Origin of the sequence: Streptomyces sp. 3211.6 (genome assembly GCF_003634815.1) — a bacterium.
GTDB classification, from domain to species: domain Bacteria; phylum Actinomycetota; class Actinomycetes; order Streptomycetales; family Streptomycetaceae; genus Streptomyces; species Streptomyces katrae_A.
In genome coordinates, this window is the sequence record NZ_RBXC01000001.1 from 4407353 (window position 1) to 4431900 (window position 24548).

At 72.5% G+C, this 24548-nt stretch carries 22 protein-coding genes and 1 riboswitch; of the genes, 12 read left to right on the top strand and 10 right to left on the bottom strand.

What is annotated here, in order from left to right:
- Positions 1-25: 25 nt before the first annotated feature.
- Both BX286_RS20430 and BX286_RS20435 read right to left on the bottom strand, forming a co-directional pair.
- A complete protein-coding gene (locus BX286_RS20430; protein ID WP_045950638.1) occupies positions 26-649 on the bottom strand; it encodes a response regulator transcription factor in 624 nt (207 codons plus the stop codon).
- Positions 646-1806 (bottom strand): sensor histidine kinase, encoded by a 1161-nt coding sequence (locus BX286_RS20435; RefSeq protein WP_121017699.1) that lies wholly within the window; start codon positions 1804-1806, stop codon positions 646-648. Before BX286_RS20435 ends, BX286_RS20430 begins: the two co-directional genes overlap by 4 nt.
- Positions 1807-2311: 505 nt before the next feature.
- Here BX286_RS20435 and BX286_RS20440 point away from each other — a divergent pair.
- Together BX286_RS20440 and BX286_RS20445 are read left to right on the top strand one after the other, a co-directional pair.
- Positions 2312-2839: a heme-binding protein gene (locus BX286_RS20440; RefSeq protein ID WP_185117209.1), complete on the top strand. Its 528-nt coding sequence runs from the start codon at positions 2312-2314 to the stop codon at positions 2837-2839.
- Positions 2840-2859: 20 nt separating this feature from the next.
- On the top strand, positions 2860-4275 hold the full coding sequence (locus BX286_RS20445; protein WP_121015776.1) for a M1 family metallopeptidase: 1416 nt from the start codon (positions 2860-2862) through the stop codon (positions 4273-4275).
- A gap of 64 nt (positions 4276-4339) precedes the next feature.
- Here the strand turns inward: BX286_RS20445 and BX286_RS20450 are convergent, their stop codons facing one another.
- Positions 4340-4915, bottom strand: a complete 576-nt coding sequence (locus BX286_RS20450; RefSeq protein WP_079429041.1) for a TerD family protein — start codon at positions 4913-4915, stop codon at positions 4340-4342.
- A 173-nt stretch (positions 4916-5088) separates the two neighbouring features.
- On the opposite strand from BX286_RS20450, the gene arfB reads away from it, so the two are divergent.
- Positions 5089-5514 carry an alternative ribosome rescue aminoacyl-tRNA hydrolase ArfB gene (arfB, locus tag BX286_RS20455; protein ID WP_079429042.1) on the top strand — a complete coding sequence of 142 codons (426 nt, stop codon included), beginning with the start codon at positions 5089-5091 and terminating at the stop codon, positions 5512-5514.
- 39 nt (positions 5515-5553) lie between these two features.
- Here the strand turns inward: arfB and BX286_RS20460 are convergent, their stop codons facing one another.
- Entirely contained in the window at positions 5554-6135 is a 582-nt protein-coding gene (locus BX286_RS20460; RefSeq protein ID WP_079431866.1) for a flavin reductase family protein, read from the bottom strand.
- Positions 6136-6437: 302 nt separating this feature from the next.
- Between BX286_RS20460 and cdgB the strand changes: the two genes are divergently transcribed.
- Positions 6438-8153 (top strand): diguanylate cyclase CdgB, encoded by a 1716-nt coding sequence (gene cdgB, locus BX286_RS20465; RefSeq protein WP_079429043.1) that lies wholly within the window; start codon positions 6438-6440, stop codon positions 8151-8153.
- A 68-nt stretch (positions 8154-8221) separates the two neighbouring features.
- Complete coding sequence (locus tag BX286_RS20470) at positions 8222-9238, top strand: CBM35 domain-containing protein (RefSeq protein WP_079429044.1); 1017 nt, start codon at positions 8222-8224, stop codon at positions 9236-9238.
- A gap of 54 nt (positions 9239-9292) precedes the next feature.
- Here the strand turns inward: BX286_RS20470 and BX286_RS20475 are convergent, their stop codons facing one another.
- The 3 genes from BX286_RS20475 to BX286_RS20485 all read right to left on the bottom strand — a co-directional run bounded on the left by BX286_RS20475 (position 9293) and on the right by BX286_RS20485 (position 12434).
- Positions 9293-10219 carry a 1-phosphofructokinase family hexose kinase gene (locus BX286_RS20475; RefSeq protein ID WP_079429045.1) on the bottom strand — a complete coding sequence of 309 codons (927 nt, stop codon included), beginning with the start codon at positions 10217-10219 and terminating at the stop codon, positions 9293-9295.
- Between the two features lie 104 nt (positions 10220-10323).
- Positions 10324-11475 carry an N-acetylglucosamine-6-phosphate deacetylase gene (gene nagA / locus BX286_RS20480; RefSeq protein WP_079429046.1) on the bottom strand — a complete coding sequence of 384 codons (1152 nt, stop codon included), beginning with the start codon at positions 11473-11475 and terminating at the stop codon, positions 10324-10326.
- Complete coding sequence (locus tag BX286_RS20485; protein WP_079429047.1) at positions 11475-12434, bottom strand: ROK family protein; 960 nt, start codon at positions 12432-12434, stop codon at positions 11475-11477. Before BX286_RS20485 ends, nagA begins: the two co-directional genes overlap by 1 nt.
- A gap of 222 nt (positions 12435-12656) precedes the next feature.
- Here BX286_RS20485 and BX286_RS20490 point away from each other — a divergent pair, with 222 nt between their 5' ends.
- From BX286_RS20490 to BX286_RS20510, 5 genes are all read left to right on the top strand, one after another.
- Positions 12657-13961, top strand: coding sequence for an extracellular solute-binding protein (locus BX286_RS20490; protein WP_167747599.1), 1305 nt, complete (start codon positions 12657-12659; stop codon positions 13959-13961).
- Between the two features lie 206 nt (positions 13962-14167).
- Positions 14168-14449: a DUF3263 domain-containing protein gene (locus tag BX286_RS20495; RefSeq protein ID WP_121015779.1), complete on the top strand. Its 282-nt coding sequence runs from the start codon at positions 14168-14170 to the stop codon at positions 14447-14449.
- Positions 14450-14604: 155 nt separating this feature from the next.
- On the top strand, positions 14605-15459 hold the full coding sequence (otsB, locus tag BX286_RS20500; protein ID WP_079429050.1) for a trehalose-phosphatase: 855 nt from the start codon (positions 14605-14607) through the stop codon (positions 15457-15459).
- Positions 15460-16031: 572 nt separating this feature from the next.
- Entirely contained in the window at positions 16032-16724 is a 693-nt protein-coding gene (locus BX286_RS20505; RefSeq protein ID WP_148710285.1) for a hypothetical protein, read from the top strand.
- A 96-nt stretch (positions 16725-16820) separates the two neighbouring features.
- The gene (locus BX286_RS20510; protein WP_187344170.1) at positions 16821-17840 is read left to right on the top strand and encodes an NAD-dependent epimerase/dehydratase family protein; all 1020 of its coding nucleotides are present in this window, start codon (positions 16821-16823) and stop codon (positions 17838-17840) included.
- A gap of 3 nt (positions 17841-17843) precedes the next feature.
- Here the strand turns inward: BX286_RS20510 and BX286_RS20515 are convergent, their stop codons facing one another.
- Positions 17844-19145 carry a DNA-binding protein gene (locus BX286_RS20515; RefSeq protein ID WP_100863199.1) on the bottom strand — a complete coding sequence of 434 codons (1302 nt, stop codon included), beginning with the start codon at positions 19143-19145 and terminating at the stop codon, positions 17844-17846.
- Between the two features lie 283 nt (positions 19146-19428).
- Here BX286_RS20515 and BX286_RS20520 point away from each other — a divergent pair, with 283 nt between their 5' ends.
- Positions 19429-19683 (top strand): hypothetical protein, encoded by a 255-nt coding sequence (locus BX286_RS20520; protein WP_121015785.1) that lies wholly within the window; start codon positions 19429-19431, stop codon positions 19681-19683.
- 664 nt (positions 19684-20347) lie between these two features.
- Here the strand turns inward: BX286_RS20520 and BX286_RS20525 are convergent.
- Entirely contained in the window at positions 20348-21808 is a 1461-nt protein-coding gene (locus BX286_RS20525; RefSeq protein WP_079429052.1) for a trehalose-6-phosphate synthase, read from the bottom strand.
- A gap of 105 nt (positions 21809-21913) precedes the next feature.
- The gene (locus BX286_RS20530; RefSeq protein WP_079429053.1) at positions 21914-22864 is read right to left on the bottom strand and encodes a glucosyl-3-phosphoglycerate synthase; all 951 of its coding nucleotides are present in this window, start codon (positions 22862-22864) and stop codon (positions 21914-21916) included.
- Positions 22865-23066: 202 nt separating this feature from the next.
- Positions 23067-23205, top strand: a riboswitch (SAM riboswitch).
- On the opposite strand from BX286_RS20530, the gene thrC reads away from it, so the two are divergent.
- Positions 23199-24524: a threonine synthase gene (gene thrC / locus BX286_RS20535; protein ID WP_100863196.1), complete on the top strand. Its 1326-nt coding sequence runs from the start codon at positions 23199-23201 to the stop codon at positions 24522-24524. Its footprint overlaps the riboswitch before it by 7 nt.
- The last annotated feature ends 24 nt before the right edge of the window (positions 24525-24548 follow it).

Consider the following 24548-nt stretch of genomic DNA (forward strand, 5'->3'; position numbering starts at 1 on the left):
GGTGGGGGGTGGTGCGTCGTGGGGGTCAGGACGGCAGGAGGCGTTGTTCCTTGGCCACCGCCACCGCGCCCGCTCGGGTGTCGACGCCGAGCTTGTCGTAGATGCGGCCCAGGTGGGTTTTGACCGTGGCTTCGCTGATGAACAGGGCGCGGGCGATGTCGCGGTTGCCGAGGCCGCGGGCCAGCTGGCCGAGGATGTCGAGTTCCCGGTCGGTGAGGGTGGGGCGGGTGCCGCGCATGTGGGCCATGACGCGGCTGGCGACCGGGGCGGAGAGGGTGGTCCGGCCGGCCGCGGCCGAGTGGATGGCGGCGAAGAGTTCTTCGGGGCGTTCGGCTTTCAGGAGGTAGCCGGTCGCGCCGGCGCCGATGGCGCGGGTGATGTCGGCGTCCGTGTCGTAGGTGGTGAGGACGAGGACGTGCGGGGGGTGGGGGAGGGCGGTGATGCGGCGGGTGGCTTCGACGCCGTCGATGCCCTCGCCCAGCTGGAGGTCCATGAGGACGACGTCGGGGTGGAGCTTGGCGGCCAGGGCGACGGCTTCCTCGCCGCTGCCGGCCTCTCCCAGCACCTCGATGTCGGGCTCGCTGCCGAGCAGGGCGAGCAGGCCGGCGCGGACGACGACGTGGTCGTCGCAGAGGAGGATCGTCGTCATCCTGTGGGCTCCAGGGGGATCGAGGCCGAGAGGACGGTGCCTTCGCCCGGGGTGGATTCGATGGTCAGGGTTCCGCCGAGCTGGCGCACGCGGGCGCGGATGGCGGGGAGGCCGTGGCCGCGGTCTGTGGGGGTGGCGGAGCCGGTGGGGGCGGTGGTGAAGCCGGTGCCGTCGTCGGCGATGTCCAGGACGACCTGGTCGCCGAGGAAGCTGAGGGTGAGGGCGGCGGTGCGGGCGCCGGAGTGTTCGCGGATGTTGGCGAGGGCGCCTTGGGCGATGCGCAGCAGGGCGGATTCGGCGCGGTCGGGGAGGGGCGCGGGGGTGCCCTCGAGGTGGAAGCGGACCTCGATGTCGGGGCCGGCGTCCAGGGCGCGCAGGGCGTCGGCGAGGCCGGTGCCGTTGTCCAGTTCGGGCGGGGCCAGGTCGTGGACGAGGCGGCGGGCTTCGGCGAGGCCGCGGGCGGCGATGCCGGTGGCGGTGCGGACGTGGGCGCGGGCGGTGGCGGGGTCGGTGTCCCAGGTCCGGTCGGCGGCCTGGAGGAGCATCTGCTGGCTGGAGAGGTGCTGGGCGAGGGTGTCGTGGATCTCCATGGACAGGCGCTGGCGTTCGGCGAGGGTGCCTTCGCGGCGTTCGGTGGCGGCGAGTTCCCTGCGGGTGCGGATCAGGTCGTCGATGAGGGCCCGCTGGGCCTGGGCCTGGCGCTCCATGTGGATGAAGACGGCCGTCGCGAGGGCGGCGATGGCGGGTGGGGCGAGGAGGAGGTTGGGGTCGAAGGCGGTGGAGAGCTTGAGCTGGGCCGCGACGACGAAGACGGTGAGGACGGTGACGAGGGCTGCCGCGGCGCGTGGGGGGAGGGTGCGCAGGGCGGTGAAGAAGAGGGGGACGGCGCACCAGGCGAAGCTGGGTGCGAGGACGACGAGGACCACCCAGGTGGCGACGACGAGGCCCAGCCAGAGCCTCCGGCGGTGGAGGGTGGGGGCGGGGGTGGTGCGTTCGGGGGGTGCGGCTGCGGTGCCGCCCACGGCGGGGCCGAGGACGTAGAGGAGGGCCAGGGTGATGCTGAGGGCGATGATCCAGGGGGTGCGGGGTTCGCCGGGGTGGCGGAGGAGGAAGCGGGCCACGGAGGCGCCGAGCAGGAGGAAGAACGCCGCGTGCATGACGGTGGCCAGGGCGCGGGTGTCGGGTTTCCGCGGGGGGTGGCTCACGGCGGGGCTCCTGGGGGGTGGGGGTGCTGTCCATTTTGCCGTTGCCCTGGCCGGGCGGTTACGGGGTCGGCCGTTGCCCTGGCCGGGCGGTTACGGGGTCGGCCTTTGCCCTGGCCGGGCGGGGTGGGGGCGGGGTCGGGGGTGGCCGGGGTCGGTGCCGGGGTGGGGTGTCGTCCGGGGCGGGCTTCGATGTTCGGCGCTCCGAGCCGGATCACTGCTGTGGGTCGGTACAGGGCGCCGAAGTCATCTCGTTTTAGCCCCGGACGACACCCCACCCCGTCCCCGCCCCCGGCCGGGTGCCCCCACGAAACCGGGCGGCCAGCCCCGCCGCATCGGCCGATCGGATGACCCCCGGGTCAGCCGGTGGGGTCGTCGGGGCGAGCCGGTACGGGGACGGGGCGGGGTGGGGGTGGCGGTGATGGTTGGAGGGAGCCAGTCGAGACCACCAGGAGCAGAGATGAACACCCGTACCCGCGTCCTCACCGGTACCGCCCTCGCCGTCGTTCTCGGCGCCGGGACCTTCGGGGCCGTCAGCGCGAGCGCCACCCCTGCCAAGAAGGACGAGGTCAAGAGCGGCAACTTCACCACCTCGACCCACCTGACCGTCGACGCCGCCACCCGTGCCGCGCAGGCCGCGCTGACGGCCGCCGAGAAGGAGAACCAGAAGGTGACGGTCGCGGTGGTGGACCGCAACGGCAACACGATCGTCACCCTGCGCGGTGACGGCGCGGGCCCGCAGTCGTACGAGTCCGCCCAGCGCAAGGCCTACACCGCCGTGTCCTGGAACGCTCCGACCTCGGTGCTGGCCGGCCGGCTCGCGCAGGCCCCGAACCTGAAGGACATCCCCGGCACCCTGTTCCTCGCCGGTGCCGCCCCGGTGCAGGCCGACGGTGCGCCCGTCGCCGGGATCGGCGTGGCCGGTGCGCCGAGCGGTGACCTGGACGAGAAGTTCGCCAAGGCCGGTGTCGAGGCCCTTGGCAAGTAAGCCCACTTAGGATCGGGCGTGTGGAACTCCGCGCGCTCACCCGTCTCGCCGCCCCCGCCCTCGCCGTCCTGATCGCCCTCTGCGCGGGGTGTACGGGGGCGACGGTGCAGGGGCGGCCCGGCGCGTCGGGGCTGCGGGATCCGTACTTCCCCCGGGCGGGCAACGGCGGGTACCAGGTCGAGCACTACGCGCTGGACCTGGCGTACGACCCGGCCGGCGGGGAGCTGCGCGGTACGGCGGTGATCACGGCGCGGGCCGAGCAGGGGCTCAGTTCGTTCAACCTCGATTTCAGCGGGCTGAAGGTCGAGGCCGTGGACGTGCAGGGTGTGGCGGCGCGCTACAACCGAACCGGCAGCGAGTTGACGGTGCGTCCGGCGAAGGACGTGCGCAAGGGCGAGGTGTTCCGGACGAAGGTGGAGTACGGCGGCCGGCCGAAGCCGCTGGTCGATCCGGACGGGTCCAAGGAGGGCTGGATCAGCACCGGGGGCGGTACCGCGGTCGGTGTGGGGGAGCCGGTGGGGTCGATGGGCTGGTTCCCCGGCAACCACCATCCCAGTGACAAGGCCGTGTACGACGTCACGGTGACGGTTCCGGCGGGGTACGAGGCGGTGTCGAACGGGGAGTTGCTTTCCCGGCGGGACGTGGGGGGCGGGCGGACCGCGTTCGCGTGGCGGAGTGCGGAGCCGATGGCGAGCTATCTGGCGACGGTCGCCGTGGGGAAGTTCAAGGTGACCACGGGGCGGACCGCTTCGGGGGTGTCCGTGTACCAGGCCGTGTCGCCGGGGGAGGAAGAGGCGTCCCGTGCGGTGCTGGCGCGGGTGCCGGAGATGGTGGAGTGGGGGAGTGCCACGTTCGGGCCGTATCCGTTCGGGACGGTGGGTTCGATCGTGATGCCCGCGCGGTCGCTGGGGTACGCGCTGGAGACGCAGACCAAGCCGGTCTACCCGGGTGCGCCCGACGAGGAGCTGGTGCTGCACGAGCTGGCGCACCAGTGGTTCGGGGATTCGGTGTCGCCGAGGTCCTGGAAGGACATGTGGCTGAACGAGGGGTTCGCCACGTACGCGGAGTGGTTGTGGGCGGAGTCCCACGGGGGTGTGAGCGCGCAGCGGCGGTTCGAGGCGTTCCTGGCCGGTGACACGTCCGTGGACGGGCATGCCGGTGTCGACTGGGCGGCTTTCCCGCCGGCTTCGCCGCCCGGCGCCGAGCACATTTCCGATGATCCGGTCTATTACCGGGGTGCGATGGTGCTGCACCGGATCCGGCAGGAGGTGGGGGACGAGAAGTTCTTCGACCTGTTGCGGGGGTGGGCCGCCGATCACCGGTACGGGAACGCGAGCACGGCCGATTTCACCGCGTACGCGCAGCGGCGTACGGGGGCGGACTTGAAGAGGGTGTGGGACGTGTGGCTCTACGGGGACGCGCGGCCCAAGGCGTAGCGGTGGCGTCGGCGGGCGCGGACCCTTCCCGGGGACGGTGGGGAAGGGGCCGCGCCGTGCCCGGTCAGACGTTGACGCCGAAGTCCTGGGCGATGCCGGTGAGGCCGGAGGCGTAGCCCTGGCCGACGGCGCGGAACTTCCACTCGGCGCCGTTGCGGTAGAGCTCGCCGAAGACCATGGCGGTCTCGGTGGCGGCGTCCTCGGAGAGGTCGTAGCGGGCGATCTCGGCGCCGCCGGCCTGGTTGACGACGCGGATGTACGCGTTGCGCACCTGGCCGAAGTTCTGGCTGCGGGAGTCGGCGTCGTAGATGGAGACCGGGAAGACGATCTTGTCTACGCCGGCCGGCAGTCCGGCCAGGTTGACCTTGATGGACTCGTCGTCGCCGGAGCCCTCGCCGGTGCGGTTGTCACCGGTGTGGACGATGGTCTGGTCCGGGGTGGACTTGTTGTTGAAGAAGACGAAGTGGCCGTCGGAGACGACCTTGCCCGTGGCGTCGACCGCGATGGCCGAGGCGTCGAGGTCGAAGTCGACACCGGTCGTCGTACGGACGTCCCAGCCGAGGCCGACCGTGACGGCGCTGAGGCCGGGGGCCTCCTTCGAGAGCGAGATGTTGCCGCCCTTGGACAGGCTTACTGCCATGTGACTGGTGTCCTTCCTCGTCATTCCGGGTGCTCGGTCCCGATGTGGGGTCAAGCTACCGCTGCCCTTCATAACGCGGGGAGGGGGCGTGGAGGTTCCAGGGGGTTCCGCGGGGGCGGCCGGGGCGGGAAATGAGGGTGACGGGGGCGGGGCGGGGGCGGATCATAGGGGGCATGCCTGGTCCCTATGTCATCCGCGGTGCGGTCGTGCTCCCCGAGGCGGAGCTCGCCTGGCGGTTCTCGCGTTCCTCCGGGCCGGGCGGACAGCACGTGAACACCTCGGACTCGCGGGTGGAGCTGCTGTTCGACGTGGCCGCGACGACGGCGCTGCCGCAGGTGTGGAAGGAGCGGGCGCTGGAGCGGCTCGCCGGGCGGCTGGTGGACGGGGTGCTGACGGTACGGGCGTCCGAGCACCGGTCGCAGTACCGCAACCGGGAGATGGCGCTGGTGCGGATGGCGGCGGTGCTGGCGGAGGCGACGGCGGCCCCGCCGAAGGTCCGGCGGCCGACGAGGATCCCGCGCGGGATCAACGAGCGGCGGCTGCGGGAGAAGAAGGCGCGCGGGGAGACGAAGCGGGGGCGCAGCGCGCGGGACTGGTAGGTCCCGCGGCCCGTTCCGGCCGGGTGCCGTTCCGCCGGTCTACGGCAGCAGGTGGCGGTAGCGGCCGCGGAAGTAGGTGAGGGGCTGGGCGTCCGGTGACGGGAACGAGGCCGTCAGGACGTGGCCGATGACCAGCGTGTGGTCGCCCGCCGGGACCCGGGACCGCGTACGGCACTCCAGGGTGGCCAGGGCGCCCGAGAGCAGCGGGGCCCCCGAGGCGGCGCCGCGTTCGTAGGGGAGGTCGGCGAAGAGGAGCCGGTCGCTGATCCGGCCCTTCATCGAGAAGCGGCTCGCGACCTGGAGCTGGTTGTCCGCGAGCACGGACACCGCCCACAGGGGCTGCTCCGCCAGCAGGTCGTCCATCCGGGAGCCCTCGCGGACGCTGACCAGGACCAGTGGCGGGTCCAGGGACACCGACATGAAGGCGGTGGCGGTCATGCCGACGTCCTCGCCGCGCGGCCCGTCGGCGGTCAGGGGCGGTTCGTGGGCGGTGATCAGGCACACGCCCGCCGCCAGCCGGGACATGGCGGCGCGGAACTCGTCGTTGCTCACCCCCTCAGGATGGGGGGAGAGGGGCGCGGCGGGGGAGTAGGGCTGGATTGCGGGGGTCGTCTTCGGCACGTACCGCACGCTAGTGCGGCCCCCGTGCGCCGCACATCGGACGCTGGTCCGAGCCGTGTCCCCGCCGTAGGGCCTAGGCCGGGCGTATCGTTTGCGCGTGGGAAGGCGGGGGAAGGTCTCTCGTCCTCAACGTGCCTACGCCACCGCACTATTCATCTCATGTGACTTGAGTCACAGAGGGCAAGATTTGTTGACCCTGTGTACCTGCCGCACAGCTCACTGTGATTCAGTGGACGGGACACCGCAACGAAACGCCGATGACAAACCTGGAGTTGCTGTCGAGGTCTCGGGGAGAGCGAGCAATGGAGACCGAGTCGGAGCCGTACGTCCGTCTTGCGACCCTGCGGCAGCTGCACCAGGCGGTGGCCGAGCTCAACACGGCCCGGAGCCTGGCGGACACTCTGCAGACCGTCGTGGACGGCATCGTGCGCGGCCTCGGCTACGAGCTCGCCTGCGTCAACCTCGTACGCCCCGACGGCGATCTGGTCGTCGCCGCCTTCGCCGGTGACCCCGCCGCCGAAGCCCTGATCACCGGCCGCGTCGGCTCCCGCGCCGCCTGGGAGCGCCGCCTGACCATGGGCGAGGCCTGGGACGGCCTGCGCTTCATCCCGCACACCGAGGGCTGGGTCCTGCTGGAGGACGACGTACCCCAGTGGCACACGGACGGACCCGATCCGCGCTTCGAGGACGAGTGGCACCCCGAGGACCGGCTCTACGCCCCCATGTATGCGACGGGCGGGGAACTCCTCGGTGTCATTTCGGTGGACAGGCCGCGCAACGGCCGCCGCCCCGGCGCCTGGGGCCGCGAGGCGCTCCAGATGTACGCCTTCCAGGCGGCCATTGCGATCAGCAACGCGCGCCTGCGCGCGAACATGCAGCGGGCCCTGGTCCGGCTGGAGCGCGAACAGCAGGCGCTGCGGGCCAGCGAAGAGTCGTTCCGGCAGGCCTTCGAGTACGCCCCGAGCGGCATGGCCATCGCCGAGATGGGCGGCGACCAGCACGGCCGGCTGCTGCGCACCAACGACGCCCTGTGCCGGCTGCTCGGGCGGCCCGCCTCCGTGCTGCGGCGCTACTCCTTCTCCGACCTCGTCCACCCCGAGGACATCGGGACCCTGCTGCGCACCTCCGCCGAGGGCGGCCGGGCCGAGCTGCGGCTGGGGCGGCGCGACGGCACGTACGTGTGGGTGAGCCTGCGCAACTCCGTCGTCGCCGACGCCGCCGACGGGCCCAGGTTCCTCCTGACGCACGTCGAGGACATCGAGGAGCGCAAACGGCACGAGCTCCAGCTCGCGCACCGCGCCAGCCACGACTCCCTCACCGGCCTGCCCAACAGCGCCGAGCTGCGCGCCCGCCTCGGCGCCCGGCTGTGCCGGCGGCCCCAGTCGGTGCGGGCGGGAGCCGTGGAAGCGCTCGACGCGGCCTTCGAGGGCCGGCCGGAGGGCGTCGGCACCGGCGAGCACGGCTACGGCGGCTTCGCCGCGCCCGCCGCGGGACCGGGACCCGGCGCGGAGGGCTTCGACTTCCCCGGCGACTTCCCCGGCGGCTTCCCCGGGCAGCCCGAGGGCCCGTACGACCACCACGTGCACACGGTGGCGCCCGCCTCGGAAACCGACGACGGCACCAAGGGGCTCGCGGTGCTCTTCTGCGACCTCGACGGCTTCAAGTCGATCAACGACCGCTTCGGACATCACACGGGCGACGCCGTCCTGATCGAGGTGGCCCGCCGGCTGACCACGGGAGTCCGGGACGGGGACACGGTCGCCCGCCTCGGCGGGGACGAGTTCGTCGTCCTCGCCGACGGCCTCGGCGCGGCCGACGCGGCCGATCTCGCCGTACGGCTGCGCAACGCGATCATCCCGCCGATCCGGGTGGACGGGCGGGCGGTGCGCGTCGGGGCGAGTTTCGGCATCGGCTGGGCCAGCTGCGGGATGTCGGCGGACGAGGTGCTGCGCTCCGCCGACCAGCGGATGTACATCGAGAAGAGGTCCCGCTCCAAGGCCCACCGCCGGGCCGGGTGATCGGATCGGCCACCCGTGGGCGCACGTGTTCGGGGTAGGCTCCCGTGGGTCGAAAGGAGTGACCTGCGATGACGACGCCCGCGAACAACGGCCCGCACGGTGGGGCGAACCAGCCCGAGGACGACGACCCGTTCGGCTACCTCTACGCGGACGGCCAGGCCGCCGGAGCCACCCCGCCCGGTCAGGGCGGCGGATACGGCTACCCCGGTCCCGCGGTCGGAGGGCAGCCCGGCGTGCAGCCCGGGGTCCCCCGCACCTCGTACAACCAGGTGCGCACGGTCGGCGAGCGGACCTACGGCGGCCAGCGCGGCGCCGTCCCCCAGCAGCAGCCCCCGCAGGCCTACCAGGCCCAGTACCAGGCCCCCGAGGCCCTTCAGGCCGGCGGCTACGGGGTCCCGCAGCAGCCGGCCCCGCAGACCCGCCAGACGGCCCCGGCCGGCGGCCGCGGCCGCGGGGGCGGTGGCTCCAGCCGCAAGGGCGTGCTGATCGCGGCGGTCGCCGTGGTGGCGGCGGTGGCGATCGGCATCGGCGCGGCCCTGGTCTTCGGCAACAAGGACGACGACAAGAACAAGAACCAGGCCTCCTCCCAGTCCCCGGGACCGGCCCAGCCGAAGGGCAACCAGCCCTCGGATGACACGAGCGCCTCACCGCAGCCGTCGAAGACCCCGCTCCCCAAGGGCGAGGCCGCCGGCGCCGGCATGGCCCTCACCGGTGGCGCGACCCTGCAGAACACGGTGCAGGGCGCCAAGAGCTCCGGCGGTCAGTACGTCGGCAACTTCAACCAGGTCGGGGCCGCGCTGACCTGGACGCTGGACGTGCCCACGGCGGGCCAGTACAAGCTGAAGATCAGCTACGCGGTGCCGGGCAAGCCCGCGAGCACGACGCTGACCGTCAACGGCGAGCAGCAGACCCGCCCGATAAACATGAACAACTTCTCCAACGCCAAGCCGGGCGAGTGGGACAAGTGGACCTATACCCACTCCAACGTGGACATGAAGAAGGGCACGAACACCGTCAAGATCTCCTGCGAGACGGGCAACCAGTGCGACATCATCATCGATCAGCTCTGGCTGGAGCCGCTGTAACCGCCGGCTCGCAGCACGGCTCCCGGCCCGCCTCCCGGCGCGGCTCCGCCCGGCTCAGCCCGGCTGGCAGGGCGTGACCTTCACCGACCCCCGTACCTCCGCGTAGGTGCGGGGGTCGAACTCTCCCGCCGTCGGGGCGTGGACGGTCGCCGTCGCCAGCGCCACCGCGCGGGTCAGCCGGTCCGGCCAGGGCAGGTCCTCCGTCAGGGCCGACAGCAGGCCCGCCACCGCCGAGTCGCCCGCTCCCGTCGGGTTGCCGCGCAGGGTGCGGGGCGGGGTGGCCTGCCAGGTGCCCTCGGGGGTGGCGGCCAGCAGGCCCTCGGGGCCCAGGGAGGTGACCACCGCGTGGGCGCCCCGGCGGCGGGCGTCGCGGGTGGCGGGGAGCGGGTCGCGCGAGCCCGTCAGCTCGGCGAGTTCCGCCGCGTTCGGTTTGATGATCTCCGGCCGGGCCGCGACCCCGCGGCGCAGGGCCTCGCCGCTGGTGTCGAGGAGCACGGGGGCGCCGGCCGCGCGGGCCGCCCGTACCAGGACCGCGTAGGCGCCGACCGGCACGCCCGGCGGCAGGCTGCCGCACAGGGCCACCGCGCGGGCCCCGGCGGCGAGTTCGGTGTAGCGGGCGAGGAAGGCCGACCACTCGGCGGCCGAGATCTGCGGGCCCGGCTCGTTGAACTGGGTGGTGTCGCCCGTGCTTTCGTCGACGACCGCCAGGGTGCGGCGGGTGGGGCCGGCGCAGGGGACCAGGGCGTCCACCACGCCGGCGGATCCGGCGAGGAGGTCCCGTACGACCGCGCCCGCCGGGCCGCCCGCGAAGCCCGTCGCCGTCACCTCGTGGCCGAGCGCGGCGAGCACCCGGGCCACGTTCAGGCCCTTGCCGCCCGCGCGTTCGGTGACGGCGGTGACGCGGTGGGAGGTGTGCGGCAGCAGTCGCGGCACCCGGTGGGTGACGTCGAGCGCGGTGTTGAGCGTCACGGTGAGGATCATGGCCAGCCCCGGTCTTGGTGTGTGCCGGGATCATGCCAAATGGAGGGCGGCCAGCCCAGTCCTCCGGGCCGGACGCCCCGCTTTGCCCTGGCCGAAAGGCCGGTTCAGCCCAGCGGGCTGACGATCCATTCGCCCCTCCGCATGACGCCCTTGACGTCGAACTGCGCATTCAGGACCACCAGGTCGGCGTACTTGCCGGGCTCCAGCGAGCCCACCTCGCCGTAGAGGCCCAGCAGCTTCGCCGGGTTGGCGGAGATGGCCTGCACCACGGACTCGACGGGCAGCCGGTCGACCGTCACCGACCGCTTGAAGGCGGTGTCGAGGGTGAGGGTCGAGCCCGCGATGGAGCCGCCCTCCACGAGCCGGGCGACGCCCTCGCGGACCTCCACCTCCAGCGGGCCCAGGTGGTAGGTGCCGTCCCCGAACCCGGCCGCGTCCATCGCGTCGGTGATCAGGGCCACGCGGTCGGCGCCCGCGTGGTGGAAGGCCAGCTCCAGCATCGCCGGGTGCAGGTGGGTGCCGTCGTTGATCAGCTCGACGGTGACCCGCTCGTCCTCCAGCAGCGCCGCGATCGGACCCGGGGCGCGGTGTTCCAGGCCGGGCATCGCGTTGTACAGGTGGGTGGCGACGGTCGCGCCCGCCTCGATGGCCTGGACGGTCTGGTCGTAGGTGGAGTCCGTGTGGCCGATCGCCGCGATCACGCCGTGCTCGGCGAGCAGGCGCACGGAGTCCAGGCCGCCCGGCAGCTCCGTGGCGAGGGTGACCATGCGTGCGGCGCCGTGCGCGGCGTCGATCAGCTTGCGGACCTCCGCCGGGTCGGGGTCGCGCAGCAGGTCCTCCTTGTGCGCGCCCTTGCGGCACGGGTTGATGAACGGGCCCTCGAAGTGGACGCCCGCGATCTCGCCCTGCTGGGTCAGCTCGGCGAGCAGCGCCGCCCGGCGGGCCAGCTCGTCGAGGTCGCCGGTGACGGTGGAGGCGACGAGGGTGGTGGTGCCGTGCTCGCGGTGGGTCCGCACGCCGGTGAGGACCTCCTCGGCGGTGCCGGAGGTGAAGGAGGCGCCGCCGCCGCCGTGGTTGTGCATGTCCACGAAGCCGGGGACGATCCAGTGCCCCGGGAGGTCCACGAGTGCGGCGTCCTCGTGGGCGCTGCCCGCGATCCGGGCGCCCTCGACGATGACGCGGCCGCCCGCCACGATCCCGGTGGGCAGCACCACCCTGGCGCCGGAGAGAACGGTGCTCTGTGCGCGTCCGGACATCAGGCAGGTACCTCCGTGGCGAGTAGGTCCCAGGCGAGGAGCCCTGCGCCCAGGCATCCGGCGGTGTCCCCGAGGGCGGCCGGAACGATCTCGGGCAGCCGCTGGAACGTCACGCGTTCCCCGACGGCCGTCCGCAGTGGTGTGAACAGGGTTTCCCCGGCCTCGGCGAGCCCGCCGCCGATGATCAGCGTGCTCGGGTCCAGCAGCGTGATCGCGGTGACCAGGCCGTCGGCGAGCGCGCCGATCGCGGCCTGCCAGACCTCCCCGGCACGGGGGTCGCCCGACTCCACGGCCTTGGCGCAGTCGGCGGCGTCGGCCCCGGGGTCGCCGGAGGCGGCCGCCCAGGCGCGCGAGACGGCGGAGGCGGAGGCCAGGGTCTCCAGGCAGCCGTGCTGGCCGCAGCCGCAGGCGGGGCCGCCGGGGCGGACCACGATGTGGCCGATCTCCCCGGCGTAGCCGTGGGCGCCGGCCTCGATGCGGCCCGCGATGCCGATGGCTCCGGCGATACCGGTGCCGAGGGGGACGAACAGGAAGCGGTCGGCGCCCCGGCCGGCGCCGATGCGGCCCTCGGCGAGCCCGCCCGTGCGCACGTCGTGGCCCAGGGCCACGGGGATGCCGCCGAGACGTGCGCCGAGCAGGTCGCGCAGGGGTACGTCGCGCCAGCCCAGGTTCGCCGCGTACACGGCCATGCCGCGCTCGGAGTCGACGATGCCCGGCACGGCGACCCCGGCGGCCGAGGCGGGCGCGCCGAAGCGGTCCCGGCCGAGGTCGTGGAGCTCGGCGGCGAAGTCCAGGATCGTCTCGACGACGGCTTCGGCGCCCCGCTCGCGGCCGGTGGCGCGGCGCGCCTCGTGCAGCAGGGTGCCTCCCCCAGCTACCGCTGGGTGGTGCCCCCAGTCGGCGATGAGGGCGGCCTTCATCCCGGTGCCGCCCACATCGAGGGCGATGACGTGTTTCACGGGTTTCACAGAAGACAGTCTCGCGTGCTCGAAGGGGAAAGGTCTAGTCCATTGGGTGGGATTGTTGAGCGGCCATACAAATCCGGAAGGCCTGTTCGGGCCGCGCCCGGAGACGGTTTGGAAACAGTCCGCGCGCGAGGCCTCCGCCGGATGTGGAAGAGCCGCCAAAGTGGTGTAGACCTTACGTGGATCGTACGTACAACCTGGGGTGGATCGAGAACTGTGAAGGGCCGTTACCTGAGGCTGGCCGCGTCCGGCGCCGCACTGTGGCTGACCGGCGTGACACTGACCGGCTGTGGAGCCGTGCCGGGCCTCTCCGGGGACAACGAGGTGACCCTCCGGGTCGTGGCGGCCGACTACGGCGACAATCCGCAGAACTCCTCCGCCGGCTACTGGAAGAACCTCGCCACCGCCTTCGAGAAGGACAACCCCGGCGTCAAGGTCGAGGTCAGCGTCTACTCGTGGTCGGAGGTCGACGCCAAGGTCGCCGCGATGGTCAAGGCCGGCAAGGCCCCCGACATCGCCCAGATCGGCGCCTACGCCGACTACGCCGAGGCCGGCAAGCTCTACACCGCCGACGAACTGCTGTCCGTCAAGACCGAGGCCGACTTCCTGGCCCCGCTCGCCGACGCCGGCAAGGTCCGCCGCGTCCAGTACGGCATGCCCTTCGTCGCCAGCACGCGGCTGCTCTTCTACAACACCAAGCTCTTCGGCGACGCCGGGATCATCCCCAAGGACGGCTCCACCCCCTGGCAGCCCAAGAGCTGGGCGGACGTCGAGGCCGCGGCCAAGAAGCTCAAGGGCACGGGCGTCCCCACCCCCTTCGCCCTGCCGCTGGGCCGCGAGGAGGCCCAGGCCGAGACGATGATGTGGCTGCTCTCGGGCGGTGGCGGCTACACCGACAACGAAGAGGCCTACGCGATCGACTCCGCGGAGAACGTCAAGACCTTCGAGTTCCTCCGCGACCGCATGGTCGGCCAGGGCCTCACCGGCCCCGTCGACCCCGGCAAGCTCGACCGCCAGGCCGCCTTCGACGCCTTCACGCGCGGCGAGGCCGGCATGCTCAACGGCCACCCGACGCTGCTGAAGCAGGCGGCCGGCAAGGGCGTGAAGTTCGGCATGGTCGCCATGCCGACCATCGACGGCACCGACCACTCCACGATGGGCGTCGCGGACTGGGTCATGGCCTTCAAGAACGGCCACAAGAAGGAGGCCGGCAAGTTCCTCGACCAGCTGTACGCGGCGAAGAACGTGACCACCTTCACCAACCAGTACGACCTCCTGCCCGTCACCACCAGCGGCTACCGCGCGATGGAGTCGGCGCCCGGCGGATCGGCCACCCAGCTGCGCACCTTCCTCACCGCCCTGCCGACCTCGCGGCTCTACCCGGTGGGCAAGAAGTCCTGGGCCGGGGTCAGCGAGGACATCAAGCAGAACATCGGCAAGGCGGTCCAGCCGGGCGGCCAGCCGGCGAAGATCCTGGAACGGATCGCGGACTCGGCGCGCAAGGCGGACGGGGAGAAGTAGCCCGACCGCCGGGGCCTGCCCGCCCCCGCGCGGCGCTCCTGGGGCCCCGCCCCCCCCGCCCCCCGTTCTCCCGGCCTCGCCTGGGGGTACCACCCAGCGGCGGCTGGGGGAGGAACGGTGGAAGGGCGGGAGGGGCAGCCCCGTGCAGCGGCACACCCCCCCGCACCGGCCCGGGCGCTGTCGGCGGGGCCCGTTAGTGTGGCCGTATGACAGACGGCGGCCAGGCGGGTGAGACGGGCACGGCGGCGGAGCAGACGGCCGAGGCCCGCCTGACCGACGCCGAGGCGGCCGTGCTCGCGTACGAGGGCCGCAGCTGGCCCGGCCCCGGGGCCAAGGAGCGCGCGATACGCGAGGGGCTGGGGCTCACCCCGGTGCGGTACTACCAGCTGCTCAACGCCCTCATGGACGACCCCCGCGCCCTCGCCCACGCCCCCGGCACCGTCAACCGCCTCCGCCGCATCCGCGAGGCCCAGCGGGCCCGGCGGTAGGGCGGGCCGGACCGGGCCTGGGCCCCTGCCGTTCACTACCGGGTTCCGGCGCGGGATCGGGCGCGGGATCGGGCGCGGGTTCCGGCGCGGGATAGGGCTGGATCGTGGCTGGAGGGTCTGGGCGGGGTCCCGGCCGCCCCGGTAGGGTCGTGGCCATGGGGAGCCATCCGCACCAACCGCCGATGCCCGTGCCCGCCACCGCCGCCGGACGCGAGGGACTCGAAGCCCTCCTCCGTACACCCCGCAGAGCCGTCATCGCCCTCGACTTCGACGGCACCCTCGCCGACATCGTCCCCGACCCCGACCAGGCCCGCGCCCACGCCGACGCCGTGCCGGCGCTCGCCGCACTCGCCCCTCGGGTGGAGGCCGTGGCCGTGGTCACCGGCCGGCCCGCGGGGGTGGCCGTCCGCTACGGAGGCTTCGCCGGGGTGCCCGGGCTGGAGCACCTGGTCGTCCTCGGCCACTACGGCGCCGAACGCTGGGACGCCGTCACCGGCGTCGTGCACGCCCCCGCCGAACACCCCGGCGTGGCGGCGGTACGGGCCGAGCTGCCCGGCTTCCTCGACGCCATCGGGGCGTGGCGGGGGACCTGGATCGAGGAGAAGGGCCAGGCCCTGGCCGTCCACACCCGCCGGGCGGAAGACCCCGAGGCGGCGTTCCAGGCCCTGCGCGAACCCCTCGCGGAGCTCGCGGCCCGCCACGGCCTGATCGTCGAGCCGGGGCGCGCCGTCCTGGAACTGCGCCCGCCGGGGATGGACAAGGGCGTCGCCCTGACCGAGTTCCTTCAGGAGCGGGACGCGGGGCCGGTCCTGTACGCGGGGGACGACCTGGGCGACCTCGCGGCGTACTCGGCGGTCGAGAAGCGCCGGGCGGAAGGCCTCCCGGGCCTCCTGGTGTGCAGCGGCTCGGCGGAAGTCCCGGAACTCGCGGCCCGCGCCGACCTCGTCCTCCCGGGCCCGGCCGCGGTAGCGGCGTTCCTGGCCCAGCTGGCGGGGGCGCTGAGGGGGTAGGCCTCGGGGCCCGGGCCCGCCATCTCCCCCTCGAGGGGCCGGGGCCGGGCGGGTGTTTGCCAACCCGCCTCCCCGGATGCGGGTGAGTGGGTTGGCGGCGGTCTCCCGCCGGGCGGGAGCGAGCCGCTGAACGGTACCGGTGACCGTCGGGGTCCGAGCCGGCCGGTCTCAGAGATGCCTTGGGGCTTTCCCGTCAGTCCCACTGTCCTTCCGGTTCGGGCCGCCCTGTCAAGCGCGCTCCCTTCGGTCGCGTCGCTTCGCGATCGCCTACGGCGACCCTTGACAGGGCGGCCCGCCCCGGAAAGACAAGGACTGCCGGGAAACCCCCAAAAGGACGGCACGGTCGCACCTGAGACATCCGGCTCCCTCAGCGACCAGCCGGGGGGCCGGGGGCCGCCTCGCCAAGCATCCGGGCCGACGAGGCAGTGCCTCGGGGCCTCTCTCCGCGACAGATCGCTACGCGCTCCTCATATCTCAGCGTCCGCGGCCCGTGGGGGGCCCGACGGGGGATGCCTTAGTGTTCGGCCATGTCCATGCCGTCTTCCTCGGATGCCGCGGTTCCCTCGGGGTCCGTGGAGCAGTCTCGTTCGAACAGCACGCAGGCAGAGCCGCACACCCAGAGCGGCCCCGGCGGCCGCCGGACCGGGAGGGTGATCGGGATCGTCGCCGTCTCGGTTGCCGGGCTCCTGCTCGCGGGCTTCGGGGTGCGCCAACTCGCCTCCAGCGGGCTCCCCGACGCCACCCACCGGCTCACGCTGCCCGAGACCGTGGGCGACGGCACCTACGAGCTGTCCAAGGACCTGTCGCAGACCGAGAGAGCCGACGCGCTCGGCCGCGCGCTCTCCGCCGGTTCGCGCACCCCCCAGGCGGTCATCGCCCAGTACGCGAGCGTGTCCTCGGAAGCACCGAGTGTCCTTGCCCTTTCCGGGGCGTACGGGCAGTTCGCCAACCCCGCGAAGATCCGCCAGAGCATGATGGACGGTGGCGCGCGCGCAGCGAACGCCACCGCGACGGTGGTCCAGCCGGAGGACATCACCCCGACCGGCTCCGACACGACCGTGACCTGCCAAGCCGTCAAGATTCTCAGCACGACGGCCGTCTGGACCGTTCAGCCCATGTGCGCATGGGCGGACGGGAACACGGTGGCCCTGGTGACGGTGCTCACCGCGGAAACTCCGGAGCCGACCCCGGAGAACGTCGACCTCGGCCGTCTCGCCGCCCTGACGGTCAAGGTGCGGACGGAGGCCAGGCAACCGATCGGCTGACGACCATTCGGAAGGTGTCGACGGAGGCCGTCGCGGCCGGTCCGTCGAGTTGGCTCGGGTGGTGCGGGCGGAGGGGTTCGTGGCAGGGTCGCGGGCATGCGAATTCTGGTGCTGGGCGGCGGCTGGTTCCTCGGCAGGGCGGTCATCGAGGGTGCGCTCGCCCGGGGTTGGGACGTTACCGCGTTCAATCGAGGCCGCTCCGGTTGCGTGCCGGAAGGCGTCGAGACGGTACGGGGGGACCGGACCAGCGACGCGGACCTGAAGCGTCTGGCTCAGGCGGGCCTGTGGGACGCCGTCATCGACACATCGTCCGGGGAGATGTCTCCACGCACCGTGCTGGCGGCCGCCGAGGCCTTGCGGCCTGCGGTCGGCCGCTGGGTGCACGTCTCCACCGTCTCCGTCTACTGGGGCTGGCCGCACCAGCCGCTGACGGAGGAGTCGGCCCTGCTAGAGGCGCCGGCCGACGCCGATGAGTCGTTCGGGTACACCGGCGCCGACGGATCGCCGACGAAGTACGGCTTCCAGAAGGCCGGGGCGGAGAAGGCCGTCTGCCAGACGTTCGGCGGTGATGTAGTGATCCTGCGGCCCGGCGTCATTCTGGGACCCGGCGAGTACGTGGGCCGGCTGCCGTGGTGGCTGCGGAGGGCCGAGCGGGGCGGAGCGATCCTCGCCGCCGCGCCGTCCTCGCGCCCGATCCAGCCCGTGGACGTGCGCGACGTGGCCGCGTTCGCACTGGACCAGGCCGCCCGGACCGGCGGCGGAGCGTTCAACATCGCTCATTCCGCTCCGATTTCCATCGAGGAATTCCTTGCCCACTGTCTCGCCGTGACCGGCGGCGCGGGGCGCGTCGTCTGGGCCGACCCGGCCGAGCTGGAGCGGCACGGCGTCCGACAGTGGACCGAAATGCCGTTGTGGCGCACAGCGTCCGGCGTCTGGTCCGTGGACGCGTCCCGTGCCGTGGCGGCAGGATTGTCGTGCCGTCCCCTGACCACGACCATCTCCGACACCTGGAACTGGCTGAAGGCCGACGGCCGCCCGGTGGCGCATCCGCGGGCCTCCGAGCACGGCATCGCTGCGGACAAGGAGAGGGAGATCCTGGCCGCCCTCGCCTGCTGACCGTCAGGCTTCGATGGCTGCTACTCCCCGCCCTGGCGCAAGGCGCCCGTAGTCCTCGATCCGCTCGCCGAGCTCCACCGCCAGCTGGGCCGTTCGCCACGACGGCGCGGTAAGCGCTGATCGGAGTGCCGTCACACGGTCGAGGATCCCGGCAGACCTCCGGTCGCCCGGAAGTTCCCACAGTGGTGTCAGGGCTTCTTCAGCCGCCTCCAGCTCCCCACGCACGAGCAGCGCGGCCGCCAGATCGGCCGACGCCTTCGCCTTCACCGTGGTGGACTGCCGAGCGGGAGGCCGCCCGGACACCAGCTCCAGGGCTCGACGCGCCTGCGCCTCGCCCTGCGACCCGTCTCCGATCAGTAGCGCAGTCGTCGCGGCGGACATCACCAGCCGTTCCTCGTCGAACGCGAACTCACCACCAACGCCGTCATGAAGTTCGTCCCGCGCACCGGTGTCCACCGCGACCGCTGCGGCCGTTGCCCGGCCCGCCTCTTCCCGGTTGCCGAGATGCCCGTAGGCGCGTGCCGCGATCGACAGCAACCGCCGACGGCCGACATCGCCGAGACCTCCGAACGCGAGTGCCGACCGTGCGTGCCTCACCGCCTCCGCAGGGCGTCCGGCGAAGTACGCGACGATGGCAAGCGACCCGGTGGCGTACGCGCGCATCGGATCGAACCGCGCGGTCTCGCCGTAGAGAGCCGCCGACCGTGCCAGCCGTGTGGCGTCATCCAGGGCGCCGAGATCGAAAGCGGCAGTCGACAACAGCGCACACGCCTGCCCCGCCAGGATCAGAAGCTCCTGCTGCTGCGCGGGCACCTGAGTGGCACCGCGCTGATATTCCGCGTCACGGCGAAGTCCCTTCGCCGTGCGGAACACATCGAAGGGCGGCAAGGTCGCGTACGCCGTAGCGAGGGCGGCCACGTCATCGCGGAGCTGGTCGATCGTGGTGTCCGATACGGCCTGCGCGGCTGCGGTGCTCGCCTCGTCGGCTGCGTCTCGTGCGGTCATGGCGATTTCACTTTCGATGTCGTACGTGGTGGGGGCGGCCGTCGGCATGGATCGCGGTGGCGCGGCGAACAGGGCGGTGGCCTCCCTTCCGAACATGGCCTCGAGTACCCGACACGCGTCAGGCGACGGCAGGGTCTTCACCCGTCCCGACGTCCATCGTCGGAACTGGGCCTCGGACAAGCTCTGTGCTCGCAGTCCGACCTTCCCGGCGGCCTTCTCATAGGCGGCCGCGAAGTCCCGATACCGCCAGGACTTCTGTGCTACCAGGACCTTCAACAGCGTCCCCGGAATGGGATCCATACGTCCGCTCCCTCATTGCAGGGGCCGCGATGTCCCTTCGATGATTCCGGCCAACTGTCCGCGTGCACAACGGATTCCGGCCAGAAGACAGGCAGGCGACACCTCCGTGACACCCCATTCCCCCGTACGGGCAACAGATGAGGTCCACGGGGGCGTGGCGGTGACACCCGTTGGCGGCCGAACCTTGGCCCCGTCCCGCTGATTCGGCGCCCGAAATCGGAGGCACCCGGATGACTCAAGCCGCACAAGACGACCCCTGGCCAAGGCCAGAGGGAGCTGCCCGATGAGTGAGCAGTACGAATACGTTCCCCACCGCCTCCTCCGCCGCCGTGTCCGCGACATCGCCTCCGGCGTCGAGGGTGTGTTGATGGCCGTGGTCAACGAGAACGTTTCCGACACCGGAGCCGAGTACTGGATGGAGCTGGCATACATCCGTGCCGCGTCCGGCCGGGAGTTCACCACAGCCGTCGCCAACGTCCAGCCCGCCTATGACCAGCCCAAGACGGCCGTCGGTCGCCGACATCCGGGTAGCGCGTAGCGATCTGTCGCGTCCGGCGGTCCCGGTTGCCCCTCCGGTCGTCATTTGGTGCGGGTATCAGCCCAGGGCGGTCGTCGGACGCCGAATTTTGAGGAGCGCGTAGCGATCTGTCGCGCCCCCCGGTCCCGGATGCCGATTCCGTCGGCTTTTGGTGCGGGCAGCGGCCACAGGCGGGCGGCGGACGCTGGGACGGGAGGAGCGCGTAGCGATCTGTCGCGGATCGCGGCCCCGATGCACTGCCTCGTCGGCCCGGATGCTCGGCGAGGCGGCCCCCGGCCCCCCGCCTGGTCGCTGAGGGAGCCGGATGTCTCAGGTACGACCGTGCCGTCCTTTTGGGGGTTTCCCGGCAGTCCTTGTCTTTCCGGGGCGGGTCGTGCTGTCAAGGGTCGCCGAAGGCGATCGCGAAGCGACGCGACGAAGGAGCGCCCTTGACAGGGCGGCCCGGACCGGAAGGACAGTGGGACTGACGGGAAAGCCCCAACCCTTCTCTGAGACCGCCGAGTGAGGTCCCGGCCATCCCCGGTTCCGGCCGGCTGCCCGCTCCCGTCCAGCGGGGCCCCGCCCCCCACCCACCGCCCCGCACCCGGGGAGGCGGGTGGGCAGGCACCGCCCGGCCCCTACCCCTCGAGGGGGAGATAGCGGGCGCGGGGGAGTGCGACGGGCGTCAGCCCCCCAACGCCTCCAGTTGGGTCGTGAACCATGCCGCCGGGGGGAGGGACGTGGCGGCTGCTGCCAGGCGTTTCGTGCGTTCCGTGCGTTCCGCCTCCGGCATCGTCAGGGCCGCGTGCAGGGCTTCGGCCGTCGCCGTGACGTCGTACGGGTTGACCGTCAGGGCGTCCTGGCGGAGTTCCTCGTACGCCCCCGCCCCCGTCGACAGGACCAGGACGCAGCCCGCCTCCGAGACCACCGGGATCTCCTTGGCGACCAGGTTCATGCCGTCCCGCACCGGGTTGATCAGTGCCACGTCCGCCATCCGGTACGCCGCCAGGGAGCGGGCGAAGTCGTCCTGGACGGAGAGCAGCACCGGCTCCCAGTCCTCCGTCCCGAACTCGGCGTTGATCTCCGCCGCCAGGGACGCGACCGCCGCCGTGTAGTTCCGGTAGACCTCCAGGTCCTGGCGGGAGGGGTAGGCGGAGGCCAGGTGGACGACGCGGCCCCGCCACTCGGGGTGGGCGGTCAGCAGCTCCCGGTAGGCGAGGAGCCCGCGCAGGACGTTCTTCGACAGCTCGGTGCGGTCCACCCGGACGATCGTCTTGCGGTCCCCGACCTCCGCGCGCAGCGCGGCCAGCTTGTCGTCGACCTCCGGCCGGTGGGCCAGGGCCCTCAGGTCGTCGCCGTCGACGCCGAGCGGGTACTGGCCGACGCCGGTGAAGCGCATCTCCCCGAACAGGCCCTCCTCCGTCAGCCTGCGGTGGTGCACCCCGCCCTGGTGCCCCTCGCGGGGGACGAAGCCCTCCGCGACGCCGTGCACGTCGTCCATGGTGGCTCCGCTGATGAACGCGGCGGCCCATCCGGCGGTGTGGAAGCCGAGCTGGTCGGCGCCGAGCATGCCCCACACCAGCCGGCTGCGGATGTCGTCCGGGAGCATGTGCAGGACGTCCGGCGAGGCCCACGGGGTGTGCGTGAAGTGCGCGATCCGCAGGTCGGGGCGCAGCTCCCGGAGCGCTCCCGGGACCAGGGCCAGGTGGTAGTCCTGGACGAGGACGCGGGCGCCCTCGGCGGCCTCCTCGGCCAGGGCTTCGGCGAAGGCCTGGTTGTAGGCGGTGTACGAGTCCCAGCGCCGCCGGAACTCCGCGTCGAAGACGGGCTCGCGGGGGACGTCGTAGAGGTGGTGGTGGGTGAACCAGAGCACCGAGTTCGCGATGCCGTTGTACGCGTCGTCGTACACCGCGCGGTCGATGTCCAGCATGCGCACGCCGTGCTCGGAGACCCCCCGCCGGACCGCTTCGCGGTCGGCCTCGGAGAGGGCGGCGCAGATCCACAGGGCCTCCGGCTGCGCCGCGAGGGCCGCGGACAGGCCGGAGACGAGACCGCCCCCGCCGCGCCGGGCGCTGAGGGCGCCGTCGGCGGCGAGGGCGTACGAGAGCGGGCCGCGGTTGGCGGCGACGAGTACCTGAGAAGCCATGCCGCGAACCTAGCCCGGCACCCGCTCGCTCAAACGTCCGGGAAATGACCGGTTCGTCACCTACCGGATGGAGGGCCGCCCGCCCCCCGCCCGGGCCGTCCCGCCTCAGGCCACGCGGCGGACCGCGTACTCCTCGATCTCCCGCATCGGCGGCCGTTCCTCCGTGTCCACGGGGTAGGTGCGCGGAACGAACCCGTCCGGCCCCCTCTCGAACTGGATGAGCTCCGGACGCACGAGGTGCCCGCGCGAGAGCCGCAGCTGCGCGGTGCGGTAGATCGCCGCGGCCATCCGGCCCAGTGCCTGCCCGCTCTGGTGCTTGTGCAGCCGGACCCCGACGTCCACCTGGGCCATCGCGTCCAGTCCGACGGTGTGCAGCGCGTCGACGAGCAGGCCGAGCTCGACGCCGTAGCCGACGGGGAAGGGGAGACGTTCCAGCAGGGAGCGGCGTACGGCGTACTCGCCGCCCAGGGGCTGGACGAAGCCGGCCAGCTGCGGCCAGTGGAGGTTCAGGAGCGGGCGTGCCACCAGCTCGGTCACCCGGCCGCCCTGGCCGGGAGCGTCCCCGAGGGGGCGGTCGTACATCGCCTTGACGAACTGCACCTGCGGGTCGGTGAGCAGCGGGCCGACGATGCCGGAGACGAAGGCGGACGAGAAGTCGCGCAGGTCGGCGTCGACGAAGCAGACGATCTCGCCGGTGGTGGCCAGCAGCGAGCGCCACAGCACCTCGCCCTTGCCGCGCACGGCGGGCAGGCGCGGCAGGATCTCGTCCCGGTGCACCACCCGGGCGCCGGCCTTGGCCGCGATCTCGGCGGTCCGGTCGGCCGACCCGGAGTCGACCACGACCAGCTCGTCCACCAGCGGCACCGGCAGGCCCTCGATCAGGTCGCGCCGGATCACCTCGACGATCTCCCCGACCGTGGCCTCCTCGTCGAGGGCCGGCAGCACCACGCTCACGGTGGTCCCGGCCGCCCGTTTGCGCTCGAGGAGCTGGTCGAGCGGTCGGTCGGCGGCGGACCAGGAGCGGTCGGCCAGCCAGCGCTCCACCTCATCCAGCACTCTCAGCACTCCCTGGCTACTCGGAGGCGGCATCAGACCCGGCGGTTTTCGGCCGAATCGTGATCCATCTCGCGGTTCGGACGGCTGTCTCAACCCACCGCCCCTTCGGTTACAGTCTTGAACAACGCGAAGGTCCACCGCATGCCGGGGCCTCGCGACAAACGCACCGGCGCGCCTGAGAGCGCGTGTGCCGGTGCCATACCGCTCATCCAGAGGGGCAGAGGGACACGGCCCGTTGAAGCCCCGGCAACCCTCCAGTCGGTTCTCGCTCGCGCGGGGCCCCGGCTAGGGAAGGTGCCAATTCCGTCTCATGGCGAAGTGCGCCATGGGGAAGATGAGGAGAAAGGGCCTCGCCATCATGGCTGCACAGACTGCCGCTACCTCTGCCGCTTCCGGCTCCCACTCTGCCGGGTCCGTCGATCTGGGCCCCGCCACCGGTCTTTCCTGTCGTGAGTGCGGCACCCGTTTCGAGCTCGGCCCCATTTTCGCCTGCGTCGAGTGCTTCGGTCCGCTGGAGGTGGCCTACGAGCTGCCCGCCGGTGACCCGGAGGCCCTGCGCGCGGCGATCGAGGCCGGCCCGAACAACATCTGGCGGTACGCGCCGCTGCTGCCCGTCCCCGCGGACGTGGCCTCCAAGCCGAGCCTGAACCCGGGCTTCACCAAGCTCGTGGACGCGCAGAACCTGGCCAAGGAGCTGGGCGTCACCGGCAAGCTCTACGTCAAGGACGACTCCGGCAACCCGACGCACTCCTTCAAGGACCGCGTCGTCGCCATCGCCGTCGAGGCCGCCCGCGCCTTCGGCTACACCACCCTCTCCTGCTCCTCCACGGGCAACCTGGCCGGCGCCGTCGGCGCCGCGGCCGCCCGCGCCGGCTTCCGCTCCTGCGTGTTCATCCCGCACGACCTGGAGCAGGGCAAGGTCGTCATGGCCGGTGTCTACGGTGGCGACCTGGTCGGCATCGAGGGCAACTACGACGACGTGAACCGCTTCTGCTCCGAGCTCATCGGCGACCCGCTGGGCGAGGGCTGGGGCTTCGTCAACGTCAACCTGCGCCCCTACTACGGCGAGGGCTCCAAGACCCTGGCGTACGAGATCTGCGAGCAGCTCGGCTGGCAGCTGCCCGACCAGATCGTCATCCCGATCGCGTCCGGCTCGCAGCTGACGAAGATCGACAAGGGTCTGCAGGAGCTGGTCAAGCTCGGGCTGGTCGAGGACAAGCCGTACAAGATCTTCGGCGCCCAGGCCGAGGGCTGCTCGCCGGTGTCCACGGCCTTCAAGGCCGGCCACGACGTGGTGCGCCCGCAGAAGCCGAACACGATCGCCAAGTCGCTGGCCATCGGCAACCCGGCGGACGGCCCGTACGTGCTCGACATCGCGCGCCGCACCGGCGGCTTCGTCGAGGACGTCAACGACGAGCAGGTCGTCGAGGCGATCCGGATCCTGGCGCAGACCGAGGGCATCTTCGCCGAGACCGCGGGCGGCGTGACCGTCGGCGTGACGAAGAAGCTCATCGAGAACGGGGTCCTCGACCCCTCGCTGACCACCGTGGTCCTCAACACCGGTGACGGCCTCAAGACCCTGGAGGCGGTGTCCGGCAGCGGCCAGACCGCCACCATCCGCCCGAGCCTGGACGCGTTCCGCGCCGCCGGCCTGGCCTGACCCTTCCCTCGCACTACACGGAAA